This is a genomic window from Candidatus Spongiihabitans sp. (assembly GCF_965247905.1).
Classification (GTDB): domain Bacteria; phylum Pseudomonadota; class Gammaproteobacteria; order Arenicellales; family Poriferihabitantaceae; genus Spongiihabitans.
The window spans coordinates 214049-231333 of record NZ_OZ252047.1; the positions used below are offsets into that span (position 1 = coordinate 214049).

The window sequence follows — 17285 nt, forward strand, 5'->3', positions numbered from 1 at the left end:
CATAACATTTATTCTCCAGCCTGGAGATAATCTTTCTTTTTCCCGAAAGACACGCGATGTCGGGGCGGCCGTAATGCGGACCAATCTTAAACGTTGTCTTTACCCTTTCCTTGGAACGCTCTTCTCTTTCTTCTTCGCGATAACGAGTAACACCTTCACACTTTTTTTTCAGATACTTGTACATTGCTTCAGTCCTTACCGCCGTTTCTTTTAAGCAGTTTTTCCACTGTAGTACTCCCTGTTTGCTTCGCGAAATGCAACGGTGTTTCGCCATAATCATTTGTCGCGTTTATATCCGCACCGTTTTGAATCAGTAGTGCGGCGACTTTGCCCGCATCTTTCAACGCGGCATGATGCAACGGCGTGTAGCCTTTGTTATTTTTCGCGTTTATATCCGCACCTTTTTGAATCAGTAGTGCGGCGACTTTGTCCGCATCCTTCCACGCGGCAACATGCAACGGTGTGTCGCCATCATCACGTTTCGCGTTTATATCCGCACCTTTTTGAATCAGTAGTGCGGCGACTTTGTCCGCATCCTCCACAGCGGCATAATGCAACGGTGTTGCGCCAGAACCATTTTTCGCGTTTATATCCGCACCTTTTTGAATCAGTAGTGCGGCGACTTTGCCCGCATCCAGCCACGCGGTAAAATGCAACGGTGTTGCGCCATCATCACGTTTCGCGTTTATATCCGCACCTTTTTGAATCAGTAGTGCGGCGACTTTGTCCGCATCCTCCACAGCGGCATAATGCAACGGTGTTGCGCCAGAACCATTTTTCGCGTTTATATCCGCACCTTTTTGAATCAGTAGTGCGGCGACTTTGCCCGCATCCAGCCACGCGGTAAGATGCAACGGTGTTGCGCCATCATCATTTTTCGCGTTTATATCCGCACCTTTTTGAATCAGTAGTGCGGCGACTTTGCCCGCATCATCCCGCGCGGCACCATGCAACGGCGTTTCGCCATATTTATTTTTCGCGTTTATATCCGCACTCTTTTTAATCAATAGTGCGGCGACTTTGCCCGCATCATTCCACGCGGTAAAATGCAACGGTGTGTCGCCAGGACCATTTTTCGCGTTTATATCCGCACCTTTTTGAATCAGTAGTGTGGCGATTTTGTCCGCATCATTCGCCGCGGCATAATGCAACGGTGTGTCGCCATCCCTATGCCAGCCATCATAATTCCTCCCGAACAAGCGCGGTGTTGTCTTCAATCCATCTGTCATGAGTTTGTTATCGGATTTTAATTTGGCATCCACCTTGGCGCCGGATTGCAACAGATGCTCCGCCAGCGTTGTGAAGTTCAACGTGGCAGCGTAGTGCAAGTCAGTCCAGTCGTTAGCATCCTTCGCCGTCGGCGAAGGCGGACGCCCGACCTTTGCCATAAATTGGGCAGTTTCATCGGCGAGGCGGGCGGCTTGTTCAGCAGCGATTCGTTGTTTTTCTTCCTCGGCGGCGATTCGTTGTTTTTCTTCATCGGCAGCAATACGCTGTTGTTCTTGTTCAGCAACGATTCGTTGTTGTTCCTGCCATTTTTGATAGTGATTGCCGCCAAAAAACAACGCAGTAAACAGCAACAAAACGGCTATTATCACCAGCGGTTTTTTATGCGACGGGCGGGCTTCCGGTTTGGGGTTTTGCGGTGACGGAGGTGTGGCGTCGGGGGCTGTGCTAGGCACGGGGGCGGTGTCGACCGAAGGGCTTTCACCACCAAGCATCCGCAACCATTGCCCGACATCCTGCGGACGGTCTTTGGCATTTATCGATAAAGCGGATTCTATCGCCGCGATAAATTCGCCGCTGTAGCCTTCCGCCGACAATCGCGTCATCGGGTCCGGATTGCCAGTCGCCACTTCGGTGATACGCCAACTGCCTTCGGGCGGAGGGTGCCCGCTGATGGCGCGATACAACACCGCAGCCAGCGCGTATATGTCCGTGTATGCGCCCTGTCCGCCGCGCGTGGAATACTGCTCTGGCGGCGAATAACCGGCTTTGACTATCGCGCTGATGCTGCGGCTACGTATCCCTATGGCTTGCCGCGCGGCACCAAAATCCAACAGCACCGGGCTGCCATCGGCACGGATGATGATGTTGTCCGGCGAGATGTCGCGGTGCAATAATCCATCGGCATGCATGTGCTTGAGGGCATCCAGCAACGGGGCGATTATCGCGCCCAATGCGGGTTCGGATGGCGGTTGCGACAACGATTGCAGGTGCGCTTCGAAGCTCAAGCCGTCTTCGTAATCCAGCACCATATACGCGGTGTTATTGTCCTCAAAAATTTGATGTACGCGCACGATGTTGGCGTGTCGAAATTTGGCGAGGTTGCGCGCTTCTTCCAAAAATCGGTCCAAGCCCCAGCGGTAATCTTCTTCATTACCGGCCGATTTTGGATGCACGGTAACCCCCTCGCGCATCGCGAACTCGTTCGGCAGGTATTCCTTGACGGCAAAGCACGCGTGCAGGTCGGTGTCTTCCGCCAAATAGGTGACGCCGAAACCGCCTACGCCTAATACCGACAAGATTTCATATTGCCGCAACCGAGTTTCGGGCGGCAGTGCGGCTTTGTGTTCGGGGTCGGAGTGTTGCATGGGGGAATTATAGTTTATGGTGCGGCAAAAACGCCCAGCAAAATTGGCGCAACCAAAGAGCTTTGTGTTTCCGTATATCGCCCTTTTCCGGCATCTTTGAGTTGCCGCAAAAACCGCTTGACCTCATCACCATCACCATCGCTGGTATTGACGGTGGTCACCGATCTTTTATCAATCGCCGAAAAACGCCGCGCGCCCGAAAGAATCGCGTTCTCCGTTCCGGGGTGCGGAACATCATCGGTTACCACCACAATCGTTTGTATTTCTGATTCGGTTCGCCACGGCGATTTCAGCGCCAGCTCAAAACCGCCCCCCAAATTCTCACCATCAGTGTCGTTATTGCCGTCGCCGCCACCAGCAGTAATCAGCACCAGGGCAGATTGTAAAGTTTTCAATGAACTATCGGATGCGCTGATTTTTTGCAGTCGGAAGTAGGTATATCGCGCCGGATTTATGCCCTTGTCGTTAAAACCGATGATGCCAATCGCGACTGACGGGGCGAGTTTTTCCAGCACTTCCGCCAAGTTACCCAACTCTTGTTTTAACGCGGCTATCTCTTCGCTCATGCTGCCGGTGGTATCCAACACAATCACCACGTCCAAAGGTGGCAGTTGATGTTTTGGGGATTTCTTCAATTCACTAATCTGTGCGGCTTGCTGCGCTATGGTTTGCTCTTTTTGGTAGAGTTCGGTTTTGAGGGCGGCGAGTTCCTGGCGCAAATCAGGGACTTCTTTTTTATAGTATGGCAGGGCGATGACCGCAATAAGAATAAACGCCCCCATTGCCGATGCGAACAAATCCAACGCCGACATGCTGAATATTTCCAGCCCTTTGCTGCGGCTTCTCACGGGCTGGGGGGCGGTTTTATTGCAAGCACAGTAACATTATCCTGATGTGGCGCACCCCGGGATTCTGTTTTTGCTACCAATGCGGCGGTGATATCGCTTGCGGTTTGTTGGCGCATGGAGTGCAGACAATCGGCGATTTCATCCTGCGTTAATGTGAGCAACCCATCGCTGGCCACCACAATTATCGGCGGAGCGGCACCATCCCATGCAATGCTGTTTTCGTCAACCAGCGCAATATCTTCACCCATTAAAGCGGAACGCAAGGCATGCCGTTGTGAGTTTATTTTCGCATCTTCGCTCGATATTTTGCCTTCCATCACCGCTTGGTCCAACAACCCCCCCAGAGAATGGTCGGCATTAATCTTTTGTAGCTGTTCGTCCATAAATATATATAAAAGCGAGTCACCAACGCTAATCCAGTGCAATGTGTCGTTATGGAGTAGTGTCGCAATCAATGTGCAGCCCATGCCGGTTAGTGAATTGTCTTCGCGTATTTTTGCGGCTAATGCACAGTTTGCCGCATGTAGCATATCCGTGGAAAGTTGTGGAATAGTACTTTCATCACATGACGCAGAAAAAGAAGAAATAAACTCTTTTACGGAAATTTCAGCAGCATCCGCGCCGCCCGCATGTCCACCCATGCCGTCTGCCAGCACCGCCAGCGTAGTGTTGGCATTGACCGGAAAGAATGCGTAAAAATCCTCCTGGCGCTCACGTTTCCCCTGTGCCGCACAACCTGAAAAATCTTTTTCTCTTTTCAGGACAGGTCTTCCCAATCGAAATCTGCGCCGCAAAACGGCACGAGTTGCAATACGGTTTTCCCCATTTTAATTTCATCGCCATGCTTGATTTCTCGCGGCTCTAACACAGGATCCTCGTTCAAGTAGGTGAGATTTTTTCCGTGACCGTGGCGTAGGTAAAACTTTCTGCCACGACCGTCATAAATCACTTCGGCTTGATTTTCGCGTGCGATTTCGCTGTCGTTCACATCCAAGCAAACTGCGCAGTCCGCCGCCCGACCAATAATATTGACACCGTAGTGCAACGGAAAACTTTTTCCTCTTCGAGAACCGGAAACAGCCACCAACCAGCCGGTAACCGGCTCCAAATCTTCACTTTCGTTGCTTTCAGAAGGTGGTCGGTAAACGGTGGTTTTCGGAGCGTCTGGGTTTTTCTTTTCGGGAGCGCTGCGGCGCAACATCCGCGTGGTATTTTCGGGATTGTCGGTCATGAGTTTTACCTATTAGTTCTTGTAAAGCCGATTGACAAGATTGTCAAGACAATACTGTACGCAGGTATTGAGCACGCTTTCTTCTTCGCCTTGCACGGCATGAAAAAAGAACACTAAAATCGACGCTTGAATCAACGCCAGCAAAGTAGTGTTAAACGCGACCGCCATTTTATTGGTGAGCTGTGACACGAAGTTGACACATTCGGGAACGCCCTCGCCACCGGCATATGCCAACGCATATGCGATGCCGAACACCGTGCCGATAAATCCGAGCGTGGGAATGAGCCACATGACATAGCGCAAAAAGTTATAACGTAGATCCAATTCATGTAAAAACAACTCGGCACTGGAGTTAAGCAGGCTGTTGGCTTGGTCAACCGCTCGCGAAGATTGAAACTGCAAAATGACACGCTTCGCCATACGTGGCAAAAAAGAAACGGCGGGGCGTGCGGTTAGCGTGCGATATATCTCGGGTAGCTGGGCGGCGGTCAGCACTGTTTCATCGTCCTCCGGCAACAACCCTCTGTCGCATTCGGCGCGGTCATTTTTCGCCGAACGCAGACGCTTTGTTAATTCTCCCAAGCCGCCAAAAAATAAAATCCACATTAAATTTTGCAATGAGATTGGATAAAATTGAAATTCCCGGTCAATCAGCAATGCACCGATAAGCGACTCTTTCTGGTCGCCCAATAAAGGACTTTCAACGACACATTCCGGCGGCAACTCTCCGGTGGATATATTTTTATTTTCAAGCGGCAACCAGAAATGCAGCAATATCACGAACAACAATCCGATAACACCACCTCCGGCAAATCCAACAATTGTTTGGGCTGGACGCACGTTTATTTTTTTATAATCTCGCCGGTGATCGGGTCGCGTTTAACTGTGGCGGATGAGTTTATTGGATCGGCTGTTTGATTTTGTGGCGGAGGCGATACTTGCGAAAGAACTGCCATCGCTTCGGTCGAACCCGCCAACAACTGATGAACGACGACGACATATTCGCCCAACATCATCATCGTTTTCGGGGTGATTGGATGCGGTCCGTGAACCGGTTGCCATTGCCCGTCAACGCGAATTTTGGTTCCGTTCGCGCTGTTATCATCCGAAACAAACATCTGATCCCGCGAATACAGGGTAATAGTGCAGTGCAATCGGCTGACCGTGCTATTGGAGACACGAACCAAACAACTCTCGGCACGCCCGACAGTCACTACGATGGGTTCATTCATAGCTGTAGCCTCCCCCTAAAATTTTTTGCCGTAGGTTGCTCGCACAGATCATGAATTTACGCGGTGCGGTGAATATAGATTTTTCGCCATCTTACTCTGTGATGGCACCTATCGCAAGTGCAACCAAAGCGCGCGCATGCACAAAAAAACCATCCAAGCAAATTGTGTGGACGCTCCGAAACGAGAATCTCTTTTTGGTTTAAGGATGTGATCCAGCCCCAGGTTCCCTTGAGGCTACCTTGTTACGACTTCACCCCAGTCATGACATACCGTGGTAATCGTCCTCCCGAAGATTAGACTAACTACTTCTGGTACTCCCATGGTGTGACGAGCCATGGTGTGGTGGGCGGGAATGGTTTGACCCGCCCATAATAAAACGCCGCCGGCCTGACCTGCTTCAAGCGCACCAGCCGGGCCAGGATGCGCCCAACCGTGCTGATGCTGAGAAGCAGACCCTGATCCCTGGACAACACCTTCCAGAGCTTGCGTTTGCCCCACAAGGGATAACGCCTGCGCAAGTGCAGCACTTGTTGCTCCTGCCGCGCTGTCCATTGTCGACCGCGCACGCGCTTTGGGCGACGGCTTTGATCTTCTAAGCCGTTCCAGCCATGCTGTTGATAACGCTCTAGCCAACGGTAGTAGGTCGCCTTCGGCCAGCCGATGGTTTTCAGGCATACGTCGTGCAGCCTGCTGATTTGAGCTCGGCATAGAGTTCCAGTTTCTTTATTCGGGCGATGGCGGGTTCACTGGCGGTGTCGGCAATCGCCCAACTGCGGCATGATTTGATACGCAGGCTTTTGATCTGCATCGGGTAGTCTCCTGTGATTTAAGTGAATTGATTTCACCTTAGACTACCCGATTTTCTTAACTAATAAAGTCTCATTTGTGTCTGAGCCCGGACATGATTTGAGAGTATTTAGATTTTTTTGTGAATGATGCTTGACAGCAGAGTGGTGAATAAAGTAAACTGAAACTGTTTGCAAAGTTCACATATCGACATCACAGCATGACTAACAAACTGGAATACGATCTGGTAGGGATTGCGGAAATTGCTGAAATTGCAGGAATTTCCCGGCAGGCCGTGGTTAATTGGCGCGCCAGATTCCCAAATTTTCCTGTTCCAGCTGTTGAACTTAAATCCGGGCCGGTTTTCCGGCGATCACAAATCCGTGCATGGCTACACGCCAGGAGGTTTCCAATGGCACATATAATTTCAACTATTAATCTTAAAGGCGGGGTTGGAAAGACCCACACCACTGTGGCATTAGCCGAGGTGTATTCGGCATCGTTTAATAAAAAGGTGTTGGTTATTGATTTGGACCCGCAGACCAACGCCACTATAATGCTCATCGGCGAAGAGCGATGGAGTGAGTTGAACGAGAATGGTTATACCTTGGCGAGGTTATTCAAAGATGCATTGAACCCCGACACCGCTACTTTCGACATTGAGAAGACCCTACAAAAACGCGTGTCTGATGTGCGGGCGGCTAACTCGATAGATCTCTTGCCCTCCAGTTTGGATTTGATAGATGTGCAGGATCGATTAGCCACCGTGCCATCGGGTAAATTTTATGCAGTTAATCCAATTGAGCTTTTGAGTAGGGCTGTGAAACCTATTGTTGACGATTACGACATTGTGCTAATTGATTGTCCTCCGAATCTCGGGATTATCACCTTGAACGGTTTGCGTATATCCAGTGGTTACATTATCCCCACTATTCCAGACATCCTTTCGACATATGGTATTCCGCAAATCATAAAACGGGTGAAGGAGTTCTCCAAACAAATAGCCGAGCCCATTGATCCGTTAGGTATAGTGATTTCCAAGTATCGCGAACAATCGAATGTACATCGGAACACTGTAAAGCGGCTAGGTGACAATTTTGATGCACCGCTGTTTCATACCATTATTAAAGAGAGTAATGATCTTGCGAGTGCTGCGGAATACGGCTCTACTAACACCTTGAAGCAAAAGTATAGTTACCATGGGCTGGTAGAAGTATACGAATCTTTGGCAACAGAAATTTTGGGAGCGTTGGGAGAATGAATATCACAAAACCGCTAAAATCTTTTATGAAGGTCATCGTCGATGAGGTCGGACAGAATCCTGAATTTGCCAAAAAAATTGCTATGGCTCTTGGGTTGGGTGAAGCCAAACGATACTCCGAACAGCAAGCAAAAAGGCGTAGTGGGAGGCGCACTCCAGCAGTGTTGGACCCGGTGGTATTGGTCAGCGAAGGAAGCGGAGAATTGCGAAAGAAACTTGATTCATTGGGTCTTGAGCAATTGCGAGATATCGTGGCTGAGTGTGGTATGGATCCGGGGAAACTTGTCATGAAATGGAAAAACAAAGAGCGAGTCATTGACCATATCGTTGAAGTGGCGAGTGCTCGATCTAAAAAGGGTGAGGCGTTCCGGTGAAAAGTAATCACTATTTCTCATGAAGCAACACTTTAAGCACTTGCTCGCGCAAGCGGTGGACGAGTTGTGTCGGCAGGGCGTGTTGGAGCAGGGCGCGGATGCGGTTGCCGACCTTTATCAAGCGCGTTGGCAGGTGGAATTGTTCTTTAAGTGGATCAAGCAAAACCTGAAGATAAAGTCCTTCATCGGCGCCGGCAATAACGCGGTGATGACGCAAGTCTGGGTCGCGCTGTGCGTGTGTTTACTCTTGGCGTTCATCAAATTCCAGTCGCGGCTGGGCAAAAGCATGCGACAAATGCTCCGCCTGTTGCATCTTGACTTGTTCGACAAGCGCGACTTGATGGCGCTCTTGCGTGGCGACCCGCCCCCCAGGCCCGGCTTCAATCGCAATCAATCCTCGTTGCTGTGAAAGTTAATGGGACAGCAGTGGTTGAGCAACTGCTCGCCGTCCTCCTAATCCGAGACGAGAAGTACAGAAGAATAAAAGCTTTTTTACAGTCAAAATACTTGCTTACGGTACGGAAATAACTTTCAGAATGGAGTAGCCTTCAGCAAATAATCGCCGCTCACATCCAATTATTTATTCTGTATTGAGGTAACCCTCATTGGCACGCAAAAATGCGATTGCAAGTTCATGAACAAACTTGATGACACACTCGATGAAATCATCTATCTGGCGCGGGAATATGGTTTAGTTCTGCGTGGCGTATTTTGCGTCAATGAAGATGACAATGTGCCAGAAATCGCCGAGGGCGTTCACGCATCAACGCTGATTTTATTTGGTAATGCGGGTTCTTCGTTTTGGGAATGTTTTTCAGGCTCGAGAGAGGTTGCTGATGGTCAGGCCGACCCATTGAACCGGTGGAGTCAAAGAGTGGGCGCAGATCAGGGTCAGAGCGCAGATCAGGATCAGAGTAGAAATTATTGGGGCTTGGGAGCAGGTTTTTCTGGCTTCACTCTTCGTTGATAAAGTTGTTCAACTTGTTCCTTAAACCTTGCACTCCCAAATGCCATACAGCTATTTGTTGCATTTCTCAAATCATCAACTAGTTCAACGTTCAAAATATCTTCAAACAAATCCCGATACTATACAAGCATTACATTTTCAACGAATCAATTTGCTTAACAAATACAAATAATTTCTACTCTGACCCTGATCTCTGCCGCAAGCCGACCCCGACATTATCATTTCCGGACGCGGCGACGTGTCTATGTGGAAAAAATGGACTTCGCTGAGCGCGGTGGCGCACGATGGATTTATATTCATCGACGGCAATGTGATGCACCGCCACACCGCACGCATGATTCTCGGCATCCGCGGACTGTGCGAACAGATCGACCGGGTGCGAAATTGAAAGGAGTCCGGCTACGCCGGACGGCATATTCCACTGGATTGCCCGGCCAATAATAATATGGGCCGGGCAATGACGAGTTGGGGCGACAATGGCGAATCGAACGGGAATGATTTTTTTGAGACGCCAAAAGTAAACTAGAAAAAAGTCCGGTTTCACCAGACTCATTAATTACGAACAAACATTGTGCGCCGCATATTTTTCGTCAGGCAAGGCGCGCAAGGAGCGAGGGAGTGAGCAATACATTAAGTATGTGAGCGACCGAGTGACGACGCGCAACACTATACGGCGTAATAAACCATGGCGACGAAAAAATCGCCGGGGAGCGCCATGAATTGATTGGCGCGAGCGAAGCGAGCCCGAAGGGCGCGTATCAAGGATGATACGCGCAAAAGGCAAGCGCAAAATAGGCAAGCGTGGAATCAGCCCTTGCCGCGCCAGGGAATGGAGCGATGGATAATGCGCCGCATGACCAAATCAAACATTAAGCCAAGCAGGCCCAGAAGCAAAATGGTCATCCAGATGATTTCGTAGTCGGATTGTTTGCGTGCGACATTTTCTACGAAGCCGATGCCGGTTGTGCCGGCCAGCATTTCCGCCGCAACCAGCGTGCCCCAGCACACGCCGATGGCGATGCGGATGCCGGTTAAAATTTCCGGCAGGGAGTTGGGCAGGATGACTTGCCAGACGATTTGTTTTTTGCTGGCACCCAGCGAATGTGCCGCGTGTATTTTGGATAGTTGCGTGCCGGTGGCGCCGGTGCGCGCGGAAATTACCATGATGGCGAACGCCACCATGAACAACAGAAATATTTTGCCGTCGTCCTGAATGCCGAATATGGTCAGCACCAGCGGCGCCCAGGCGAGCGGCGGGATGGGTCGGTAGAGTTCGATGAGCGGGTCGAAATAGCCTTTGGCAAAACGCGAAAGCCCCATGAATAATCCCAGCGGCACGCCCAAAATAATTCCGAAGAACAAGCCGGCCAATACCCGCAAAATGGAATCCCAGATGTGACCGGTCGGAATCGGCAACGACGGCGATGCGTAATTGCCGGTGACCACGTTATACACCGCGCCTTTGAAATTATTGGAAATGTTTCCGGCAACATCGTGGCGCGGATACTCGCCGGGAATCAGGTCGGCGAGCCAATCGGGTAGCAAAAAGCCAAGCATCTCCGAGACCGGTTTCATTTTATACCACAGCAACGGAATGCCCTTGTAACCGACATCCGGGTCGGCCAGGCGCACGAAAGTTCGAAGCGTGTCCGAAGGTTTTGGCAGCCAGCGTCCCGAACCTTGCTCGGAACACGCACGATTGCCGGCCAGGATTTCGCCGCCGGGCATTGCTAGTGCGTTGATGTAGCGAAGGCTACCTTGCAGACGCTTCTGCTCATGATCCAGCGCAATTAATGCTTGCTCGACGGTGTATGTCATCTGCGGCGGAAAAATTCTGCCGTCATCAATGCGCTTGTAGATTCTGTCGATTTGTTTCAGTAATTGTTTGCGTTGCGCATCGTTGTTGTCTGTGCTCTGGAAATTTTTGTAACGCGTTTTGATGGCTTCAAGTTGCGCGGTAATCGTCGCACCATCGTTGCGAATGGCGACGAAGTCATCGGAAATTTCCACCAGCATCCGACTGGCGGCATCAAACACGCGACCGCGCTCGGTGCGCGATAGCGGCGGCAACTCCACGCTGGTCTCGCCCCAGGCCGGTTGCGCCTGCGCTTTGGCATTCTCGGCTTCATCCACCGCGCCCGGATAGCCGTCCGTGCTCATGTCAATGGTCAACTGGCGGATGCGCACGGCGATGTCGTCGAACCGCCCGGCCAATGACGGCTCGCTCATTTGGGGATTTGACTGCGCCGCCAACGCATCGCGCATAGCAGAAATAATAGACTGCAATTCGACTCGGTCGGCGTCATTGAAATCAATTTGCGCCAATTGTTTTTCCAACGATGTGATTTGCGCGTAATCGCGTTGCAACAATTTGGTGCCGCTTAACAAACGATCATCGAGCGGGAAGGCCGAGCGAATCGGATTAATCGCACGATTGAGTTTAGCAACCTGACATAATTCATTTCCGGCGAGGGGAAAATAAGAGCGCGCCGCGTCCCAGGAGAAATAAAACCAGACGAGCAGAATGGTCGATACGCCGGCGATAATCCAGTGCCATCCGCCCAACGCACGGCTCGGGTTGCCGAACACCGCATCGGTTTTTTCGGTGCGGATGAGGCGTCGCCCATACACGATTGACCCGATCAAAAGGGCGATTAAGACGATGAATAGTATGCCGACGATCATGTGGTCGTTAGGTTGTCGTTCGATTGAGAGCGAGAATGACGGCGGCGTTGTTTTTAATTATTCTCATCATCCGGTCGCCCGGCTCACGCTATTTCCGCTTTGCCCATAATCTCTTCTTCCATATCCCAAATCATGGTCAAAATTTCTTCGCGGGTTTCGACAAACTGTTTGCTGTTTTTAATCTCACGCGGGTCTTCGCTCAACCCGCGTTTGGCAAACGGCAAGTGGTATTGTTTATGCAACCGCCCGGGTCGGGGTGCCATGACAAACAATCGTTCGCCAAGCAACAGTGCCTCTTCCACCGAGTGCGTGATGATCATGATGGTCTTGCCGGTTTCCTTCCAGATTTTCAGCACCAGCGCCTGCATCTTTTCACGCGTCAGCGCATCCAGCGCGCCCAACGGTTCGTCCATCAAAATCAAGTCCGGGTCGTTAATCAAGCATCGTGCCAGAGCCACGCGCTGCTGCATACCACCGGACAACTGATAGGTCGGCGTGTCGCCAAACCCCTGCAAGCCAACGATGTCCAACCATTCTTCCACTTTATTCGCGGTTTCCACCGGGTCGGCATTTTTCATGCGCAAACCGAAGTCGACGTTTTCGGCAACGGTCAGCCATTCAAACAACGCGCCTTGTTGAAACACCATGCCGCGGTCAACACCCGGACCCGCGATTTCGCCATCGTTCAGCACAAACTTTCCATCGGTCGGGCGAAGGAAGCCGGCGATGAGATTCAGCAAAGTGGTTTTGCCGCAACCGGAAGGTCCCAACACCGAGAGGAGTTCACTTTGCTTCAAAGTGAAACTGACATCCTTGAGCGCGTGCACGTCCTCGCCATCGCCCATGTCGAAGACCATGCTGACTTTGTCGGCGACTAAATCACCCATCATCGCGCTTGGCTAATTTGTGCGGGGGTAAAAAAAAGGTGACAGGCTCTCATAACCTGTCACCAGTAACCGCAACCGCGATCCGATTACTTCAGGAATGAAGTATCGATGACCGCACTGTAGTCTTTTAGCGCGGGATTTTCCGGCGTTGCGAACGCCGAGCCGACAAAGTTAATCGCGGTGTCGGCCACCCCGCCCTTGTTGAAATAGTCGTCCAACTGTTGTTGAGGCGTTGGAAAGCCGAAAGACGCCATCTGGTTGCGCGCGTCTTCAACCGACATACCGGCATCTTTGGCGATGACACCGATCTTTGATTGGTCTTTGGCGAAAGCGGCGTTGGCTTCGTGGGTCACTGCCAGGAAAGTGCGCAACTGCTCCGGGTTTTCCTGAAGGAATTTCTCGGTGACGGAAACCACATCAAAACTTACGATGTCCACCGCGGCTTTTTCTTCATTGGTCATCAAAACTTTGCCGTGTTCTTTGGCTTTTTTGGTGGAGTTGCCGCCGAAGATGCAAGCCATGACGACATTGCCATCGGCCAGTGAAGTTACCGCGGCCTCCGGCTCCTGGTCGACCACTTTGATTTTGGAAACATCCACGTTTAACGCTTTCATCATCCCGCGAAAACTGTAATCGGCCATGGTATTGAGCGGCACCGCCACGGCCTGACCTTCCAGTTCGTTGGCGTTCTCTTTGCTGATGCCGGAACCGTCTCGCACCACGCAGTCGTTTGCCGGATAGCGCATGGCAATCGCAACCAGTTTGATCGGCGCGCTGGCATTGACCGCGTTGATGAACGGCGCAAGACCCTGACTGTAGGAAATGTCAATGTCGCCGGCCAGCATCGCTTCGGTCATGGCGGTGCCGGTGTCAAAGTTGGTCCAGTTGACATCAACGCCCAGAGCGTCGTCGTAAGCCTTTTCAACTTTGGGTATCTGGTTGGGCGTCGCCCACTCCAGGAAGAATGCCACGTTGACATCGGCCAGAGTGGCGGAGGCCAAGGTGGCGGCAACCGCCGCAGCGGCAACGCGAGTGGAGATTTTTGTTACGAATTTCATGAATGATTCCTCGTGATGATGGATGAAATGATTAACTGGAATGGCCGCTACTATTAACATCAAGCGGCTCAATTTTGCCGAGTATAGGGAATTGTCCGCCCGATGGCAATATGATGTCCGGGTTCACCACCTATGAGACAAAATCAGGCAACCAAGGCAGGTTGCTGATAGTACGCCATCGGCGTCATTAAATCCAAACTATCGTGTGGCCGGTAATGATTATAGGTCCATTGGTAATGAACCAGTTCCTGGTTGATCGCGGCTGCCGTCAACGCTCCTTCATACAGCGGGCAGAACTCATAACGGCTGGTGCCATTGGCTCGCTCAACGCAACCATTCCATTCCGGCTTTTTAGGCGGCAACGCAATAGAGGCAGGTCCAAGGCCTCGCAGGCTTGCTCAAACTCATCCCGAAACTCACTGCCGCCATCGACCTGTATCGAGCGGATTTTGAACGGCGCTTGTTCGATAAGGCAGATCAAAAAGTCTTTGGCGTTCCTGCTGGTCGCGCGGCTATAGGCTTTTAAGGCAACAAATCCGGCAGCCGGACAGGCTGCCTTGAACTCTTTGATGCTAAAGCCCGCTGGTAGTCCTACGCTCATGTGGTCAATCTGCACCCGCTCGCCTGGCCGCCTGGCGCGCATCCCATATGTCCAGCGCTTGGCGTGGTGCTTGAACTGGCAGCGGCATTTCGGCTTGACCCGCCCATAATAAAATGCCGCCGGCTTGACCCGCTTCAAGCGCACCAGCCGGTCCAGGATGCGCCCAACCGTGCTGATGCTGAGAAGCAGACCCCGATCCCTGAACAACACCTTCCAGAGCTTGCGTTTGCCCCACAACGGATAACGCTTGCGCAAGTGCAACACTTGTTGCTCCTGCTGCGCTGTCCATTGTCGACCGCGCACACGCTTCGGACGACGGCTTTGGCTTGCCAAGCCACGCCAGCCGTGCCGCCGGTAACGCCCTAGCCAACGGTAGTAGGTCGCCTTCGACCAGCCGATGGTTTTCAGGCATACGTCGTGCAACCTGCTGATTTGAGCTCGGCATAGAGTTCCAGTTTCTTTATTCGGGCGATGGCGGGTTCACTGGCGGTGTCGGCAATCGCCTGACTGCGGTATGATTTGATACGCAGGCTTTTTATCTGCATCGGGTAGTCTCCTGTGATTTAAGTGAATTGATTTCACCTTAGACTACCCGATTTTCTTAACTAATGAAGTCTCATTTGTGTCTGAGCCTGGACACGCCTGTTTGGGTTATCAATCCGGATCGTTCTGTTTGCTTCTAGCATTTGCAGTCGGTGCGACGGCCAGATTGGTCGGGGATCGGCAACTGGCACTCATCACGGTGGACCGGGTTTCCAGTGCGTCATAACCAGCCAACTGAATCCGGTCGTGGTCAATGGTCTCCGTCGGAATATCAAAAGGCGGCGAAATCCTTTAGTGAGACCACCATTCGTCAGTCCAGTTCTGTCAGGTTCACAGTGCGCCTTTGCTGCAACGACAACAACGCGGCTTCAGCAAGCATCAATGCCCGCAGGCCATCGTCCAGGCCTGGCAGCGTTACCGCTTCGCCCATCAAGCAGCGCACAAAACCATCCAGTTCAGCCCGGTAGGCGGCTGCGTAGCGTTCGCGAAAAGAAGACAATGTCTTGGCGCTGCGGACGCCAGACTGGTTATACGCCACGACTGTATTTTCATTGACATTTTGCGCGACCAGCATGCCGTCGGAGCCATGCACCTCAATGCGTTGGTCGTAGCCAAAACTGGCGCGTCGGCTGTTTGAAATCTGCACCAGTTTTCCGCTCGCGCTAGTCATCGTGATGACCGCAGTATCCACATCGCCCGCTTCGCCGATCGCCGCATCCACCTGACAGGCGGCCTGGGCGCTGACGCTTATCATTTCCTCGGCTAACAGGAATCGAGCCATATCGAAATCGTGGATGGTCATGTCGCGGAACAGGCCTCCAGACGTTTTAATGTACTCCACCGATGGCGGCGCCGGATCCTTGGAAATGATGCTCACCAGTTCCACCGCGCCGACGCCACCGGCCTCAACCCGTTGCTGCAAAGCCTGGAAGTCAGGATCAAAACGACGATTAAAGGCAACCATGATTTTACAGTTGCTTTGCGAAACGCGTTGCACACACTGCCGCGCTCGTTGCAGCGACAGGTCGATGGGCTTTTCGCAAAACACATGCTTGCCCGCTGCGACCGCCTGCTCGATCAAATCGGCATGGGTATCGGCAGTGGAACAAATCAGAACCGCGTGAATGTCGTCGCGGGCAAAAATCTGTTGCGGCGTCATCTGTTCGCAGCCGAGTTCGCCGGCAAGCCGGTCTGCATTGACCTGCAAGGGATCGTAAAGCGCCGCTATCCGCGCATGACCGTTTTTGGCCACATTGCCGCCGTGGATCGAACCGATGCGGCCAGCGCCCAATAAAGCCATATTGATCATAAATGCGCCTAGTCAACTATGGCATAACCGGCGGTTAATGCGACCTGCTTAAGCGCTTGGTAGCCGATGCAGGCGTATTCGTAAGGGTCGGCTTTTGCAGGATCCTGCTCGGCCTCGACGATGATCCAACCCTGGTATTTAATGTCAGCCAGCGCCTGCAACACCCGGTTATAGTCGATAATGCCGTCCCCAGGCACCGTAAAAACTCCCCTCAGCACGCAATCCAGAAAAGAGTCCTGCTCCCGGTCGACCGCTTTGAGCACTTCCGCACGAATGTCTTTGGCATGCACATGGTTGATGCGATGCCCGTAACGTTCGATGACAGCAAGAATGTCGCCGCCGGCAAATAACAAATGCCCGGTATCAATCAACAGCCCCAGAGCATCTCCGGTATGGGCCATGGTCAGATCCAGCTCGCGTTCGGTTTCCACGCCGCTGCCCATATGGTGATGAAAAGCCAGCGCAACGCCCTGGCTGGCACAATACTCCGCTAGCCCGGTGAGTCGTTCCCCATAGGCCGCAAACTCGGAATCCGGCAACACCGGCTTATTGACTAATGGCTCATTCTGGCGGTTCTGTACGGTGGCATAAGTTTCACCATAAACCAGCACCGGGGCTGCCAGAGCCGCATACAACTCGAGCTGCGGCGTGACCCGCTCCAGCTCATTCTTTAGCGTATTGTTAAGCAAAAGACCCGCATACCATCCGGACACCAGCTTGAGATCGTGTTCGCTCAGCACCTTTTCGAGGGCTGCCTGGTCCTTGGGAAACTTGCCGCCAAGCTCGGTGCCGGTATACCCGGCCTGGCGAGTCTCTCGCAGACAGGTTTCAAGGGAAGTCTCGCCGCCCAATTGAGGCAGATCATCGTTAGACCATGAAATTGGAGACATGCCCAGTTTCAGCTGCATC

At 52.0% G+C, this 17285-nt stretch carries 19 protein-coding genes, 2 pseudogenes and 1 other annotated feature; of the genes and pseudogenes, 4 read left to right on the top strand and 17 right to left on the bottom strand.

Annotation, left to right across the window (positions count from 1 at the left end):
* Window positions 1–188: 188 nt before the first annotated feature.
* The 8 genes and pseudogenes from ACP158_RS01200 to ACP158_RS01235 all read right to left on the bottom strand — a co-directional run bounded on the left by ACP158_RS01200 (window position 189) and on the right by ACP158_RS01235 (window position 6713).
* A complete protein-coding gene (locus ACP158_RS01200) occupies window positions 189–2594 on the bottom strand; it encodes an ankyrin repeat domain-containing protein (RefSeq protein WP_424947182.1) in 2406 nt (801 codons plus the stop codon).
* 14 nt (window positions 2595–2608) lie between these two features.
* Window positions 2609–3442 (bottom strand): VWA domain-containing protein, encoded by an 834-nt coding sequence (locus tag ACP158_RS01205; protein ID WP_424947183.1) that lies wholly within the window; start codon window positions 3440–3442, stop codon window positions 2609–2611.
* Entirely contained in the window at window positions 3439–4218 is a 780-nt protein-coding gene (locus tag ACP158_RS01210) for a PP2C family protein-serine/threonine phosphatase (protein WP_424947184.1), read from the bottom strand. The genes ACP158_RS01205 and ACP158_RS01210 overlap by 4 nt, the downstream gene beginning before the upstream one ends.
* Complete coding sequence (locus ACP158_RS01215; RefSeq protein ID WP_424947185.1) at window positions 4200–4673, bottom strand: FHA domain-containing protein; 474 nt, start codon at window positions 4671–4673, stop codon at window positions 4200–4202. The genes ACP158_RS01210 and ACP158_RS01215 overlap by 19 nt, the downstream gene beginning before the upstream one ends.
* 12 nt (window positions 4674–4685) lie before the next feature.
* Window positions 4686–5513: a MotA/TolQ/ExbB proton channel family protein gene (locus tag ACP158_RS01220; RefSeq protein ID WP_424947186.1), complete on the bottom strand. Its 828-nt coding sequence runs from the start codon at window positions 5511–5513 to the stop codon at window positions 4686–4688.
* A 2-nt stretch (window positions 5514–5515) separates the two neighbouring features.
* Complete coding sequence (locus tag ACP158_RS01225) at window positions 5516–5905, bottom strand: FHA domain-containing protein (protein ID WP_424947187.1); 390 nt, start codon at window positions 5903–5905, stop codon at window positions 5516–5518.
* A 213-nt stretch (window positions 5906–6118) separates the two neighbouring features.
* Window positions 6119–6242 (bottom strand) — a sequence feature (16S ribosomal RNA rRNA prediction is too short).
* A 139-nt stretch (window positions 6243–6381) separates the two neighbouring features.
* Window positions 6382–6600, bottom strand: a pseudogene (locus ACP158_RS01230) (helix-turn-helix domain-containing protein); the annotation flags it as partial.
* Window positions 6573–6713 carry a hypothetical protein gene (locus tag ACP158_RS01235; protein ID WP_424947188.1) on the bottom strand — a complete coding sequence of 47 codons (141 nt, stop codon included), beginning with the start codon at window positions 6711–6713 and terminating at the stop codon, window positions 6573–6575. The pseudogene ACP158_RS01230 and the gene ACP158_RS01235, both read right to left, overlap by 28 nt.
* Before the next feature lie 198 nt (window positions 6714–6911).
* Between ACP158_RS01235 and ACP158_RS01240 the strand changes: the two genes are divergently transcribed.
* The 4 genes and pseudogenes from ACP158_RS01240 to ACP158_RS01255 all read left to right on the top strand — a co-directional run bounded on the left by ACP158_RS01240 (window position 6912) and on the right by ACP158_RS01255 (window position 9293).
* Window positions 6912–7952, top strand: a complete 1041-nt coding sequence (locus ACP158_RS01240) for an AAA family ATPase (RefSeq protein WP_424947189.1) — start codon at window positions 6912–6914, stop codon at window positions 7950–7952.
* On the top strand, window positions 7949–8326 hold the full coding sequence (locus tag ACP158_RS01245; protein ID WP_424947190.1) for a hypothetical protein: 378 nt from the start codon (window positions 7949–7951) through the stop codon (window positions 8324–8326). The genes ACP158_RS01240 and ACP158_RS01245 overlap by 4 nt, the downstream gene beginning before the upstream one ends.
* Before the next feature lie 82 nt (window positions 8327–8408).
* Window positions 8409–8735: pseudogene (locus tag ACP158_RS01250) on the top strand (transposase); the annotation flags it as partial.
* 225 nt (window positions 8736–8960) lie between these two features.
* On the top strand, window positions 8961–9293 hold the full coding sequence (locus ACP158_RS01255; RefSeq protein ID WP_424947191.1) for a hypothetical protein: 333 nt from the start codon (window positions 8961–8963) through the stop codon (window positions 9291–9293).
* A gap of 175 nt (window positions 9294–9468) precedes the next feature.
* Here the strand turns inward: ACP158_RS01255 and ACP158_RS01260 are convergent, their stop codons facing one another.
* From ACP158_RS01260 to iolE, 9 genes are all read right to left on the bottom strand, one after another.
* Entirely contained in the window at window positions 9469–9846 is a 378-nt protein-coding gene (locus tag ACP158_RS01260) for a hypothetical protein (RefSeq protein WP_424947192.1), read from the bottom strand.
* Window positions 9847–10100: 254 nt separating this feature from the next.
* Window positions 10101–11978 carry an ABC transporter permease gene (locus ACP158_RS01265; protein ID WP_424947193.1) on the bottom strand — a complete coding sequence of 626 codons (1878 nt, stop codon included), beginning with the start codon at window positions 11976–11978 and terminating at the stop codon, window positions 10101–10103.
* Window positions 11979–12061: 83 nt separating this feature from the next.
* Window positions 12062–12865 (bottom strand): ATP-binding cassette domain-containing protein, encoded by an 804-nt coding sequence (locus ACP158_RS01270; RefSeq protein ID WP_424948377.1) that lies wholly within the window; start codon window positions 12863–12865, stop codon window positions 12062–12064.
* An 86-nt stretch (window positions 12866–12951) separates the two neighbouring features.
* The gene (locus tag ACP158_RS01275; protein WP_424947194.1) at window positions 12952–13983 is read right to left on the bottom strand and encodes an ABC transporter substrate-binding protein; all 1032 of its coding nucleotides are present in this window, start codon (window positions 13981–13983) and stop codon (window positions 12952–12954) included.
* Window positions 13984–14066: 83 nt separating this feature from the next.
* Window positions 14067–14285, bottom strand: a complete 219-nt coding sequence (locus ACP158_RS01280; protein WP_424947195.1) for an integrase core domain-containing protein — start codon at window positions 14283–14285, stop codon at window positions 14067–14069.
* Complete coding sequence (locus tag ACP158_RS01285) at window positions 14192–14947, bottom strand: helix-turn-helix domain-containing protein (protein WP_424947196.1); 756 nt, start codon at window positions 14945–14947, stop codon at window positions 14192–14194. Before ACP158_RS01285 ends, ACP158_RS01280 begins: the two co-directional genes overlap by 94 nt.
* On the bottom strand, window positions 14929–15069 hold the full coding sequence (locus tag ACP158_RS01290; protein ID WP_424947024.1) for a hypothetical protein: 141 nt from the start codon (window positions 15067–15069) through the stop codon (window positions 14929–14931). Before ACP158_RS01290 ends, ACP158_RS01285 begins: the two co-directional genes overlap by 19 nt.
* 308 nt (window positions 15070–15377) lie before the next feature.
* Window positions 15378–16367, bottom strand: coding sequence for an inositol 2-dehydrogenase (gene iolG / locus ACP158_RS01295; protein ID WP_424947197.1), 990 nt, complete (start codon window positions 16365–16367; stop codon window positions 15378–15380).
* Between the two features lie 17 nt (window positions 16368–16384).
* A complete protein-coding gene (gene iolE / locus ACP158_RS01300; RefSeq protein WP_424947198.1) occupies window positions 16385–17284 on the bottom strand; it encodes a myo-inosose-2 dehydratase in 900 nt (299 codons plus the stop codon).
* Window position 17285: the final 1 nt, after the last annotated feature.

Bases quoted from the DNA above. Each gene is read 5' to 3' on its own strand.
- ACP158_RS01200 (WP_424947182.1), bottom strand. From the start codon at position 2,594: ATGCAACACTCCGACCCCGAACACAAAGCCGCACTGCCGCCCGAAACT.
- ACP158_RS01215 (WP_424947185.1), bottom strand. From the start codon at position 4,673: ATGACCGACAATCCCGAAAATACCACGCGGATGTTGCGCCGCAGCGCT.
- ACP158_RS01225 (WP_424947187.1), bottom strand. From the start codon at position 5,905: ATGAATGAACCCATCGTAGTGACTGTCGGGCGTGCCGAGAGTTGTTTG.
- ACP158_RS01235 (WP_424947188.1), bottom strand. From the start codon at position 6,713: ATGCAGATCAAAAGCCTGCGTATCAAATCATGCCGCAGTTGGGCGATT.
- ACP158_RS01240 (WP_424947189.1), top strand. From the start codon at position 6,912: ATGACTAACAAACTGGAATACGATCTGGTAGGGATTGCGGAAATTGCT.
- ACP158_RS01245 (WP_424947190.1), top strand. From the start codon at position 7,949: ATGAATATCACAAAACCGCTAAAATCTTTTATGAAGGTCATCGTCGAT.
- ACP158_RS01255 (WP_424947191.1), top strand. From the start codon at position 8,961: ATGAACAAACTTGATGACACACTCGATGAAATCATCTATCTGGCGCGG.
- ACP158_RS01260 (WP_424947192.1), bottom strand. From the start codon at position 9,846: ATGAGTCTGGTGAAACCGGACTTTTTTCTAGTTTACTTTTGGCGTCTC.
- ACP158_RS01265 (WP_424947193.1), bottom strand. From the start codon at position 11,978: ATGATCGTCGGCATACTATTCATCGTCTTAATCGCCCTTTTGATCGGG.
- ACP158_RS01270 (WP_424948377.1), bottom strand. From the start codon at position 12,865: ATGGGTGATTTAGTCGCCGACAAAGTCAGCATGGTCTTCGACATGGGC.
- ACP158_RS01275 (WP_424947194.1), bottom strand. From the start codon at position 13,983: ATGTTAATAGTAGCGGCCATTCCAGTTAATCATTTCATCCATCATCAC.
- ACP158_RS01290 (WP_424947024.1), bottom strand. From the start codon at position 15,069: ATGCAGATAAAAAGCCTGCGTATCAAATCATACCGCAGTCAGGCGATT.
- iolG (WP_424947197.1), bottom strand. From the start codon at position 16,367: ATGGCTTTATTGGGCGCTGGCCGCATCGGTTCGATCCACGGCGGCAAT.
- iolE (WP_424947198.1), bottom strand. From the start codon at position 17,284: ATGCAGCTGAAACTGGGCATGTCTCCAATTTCATGGTCTAACGATGAT.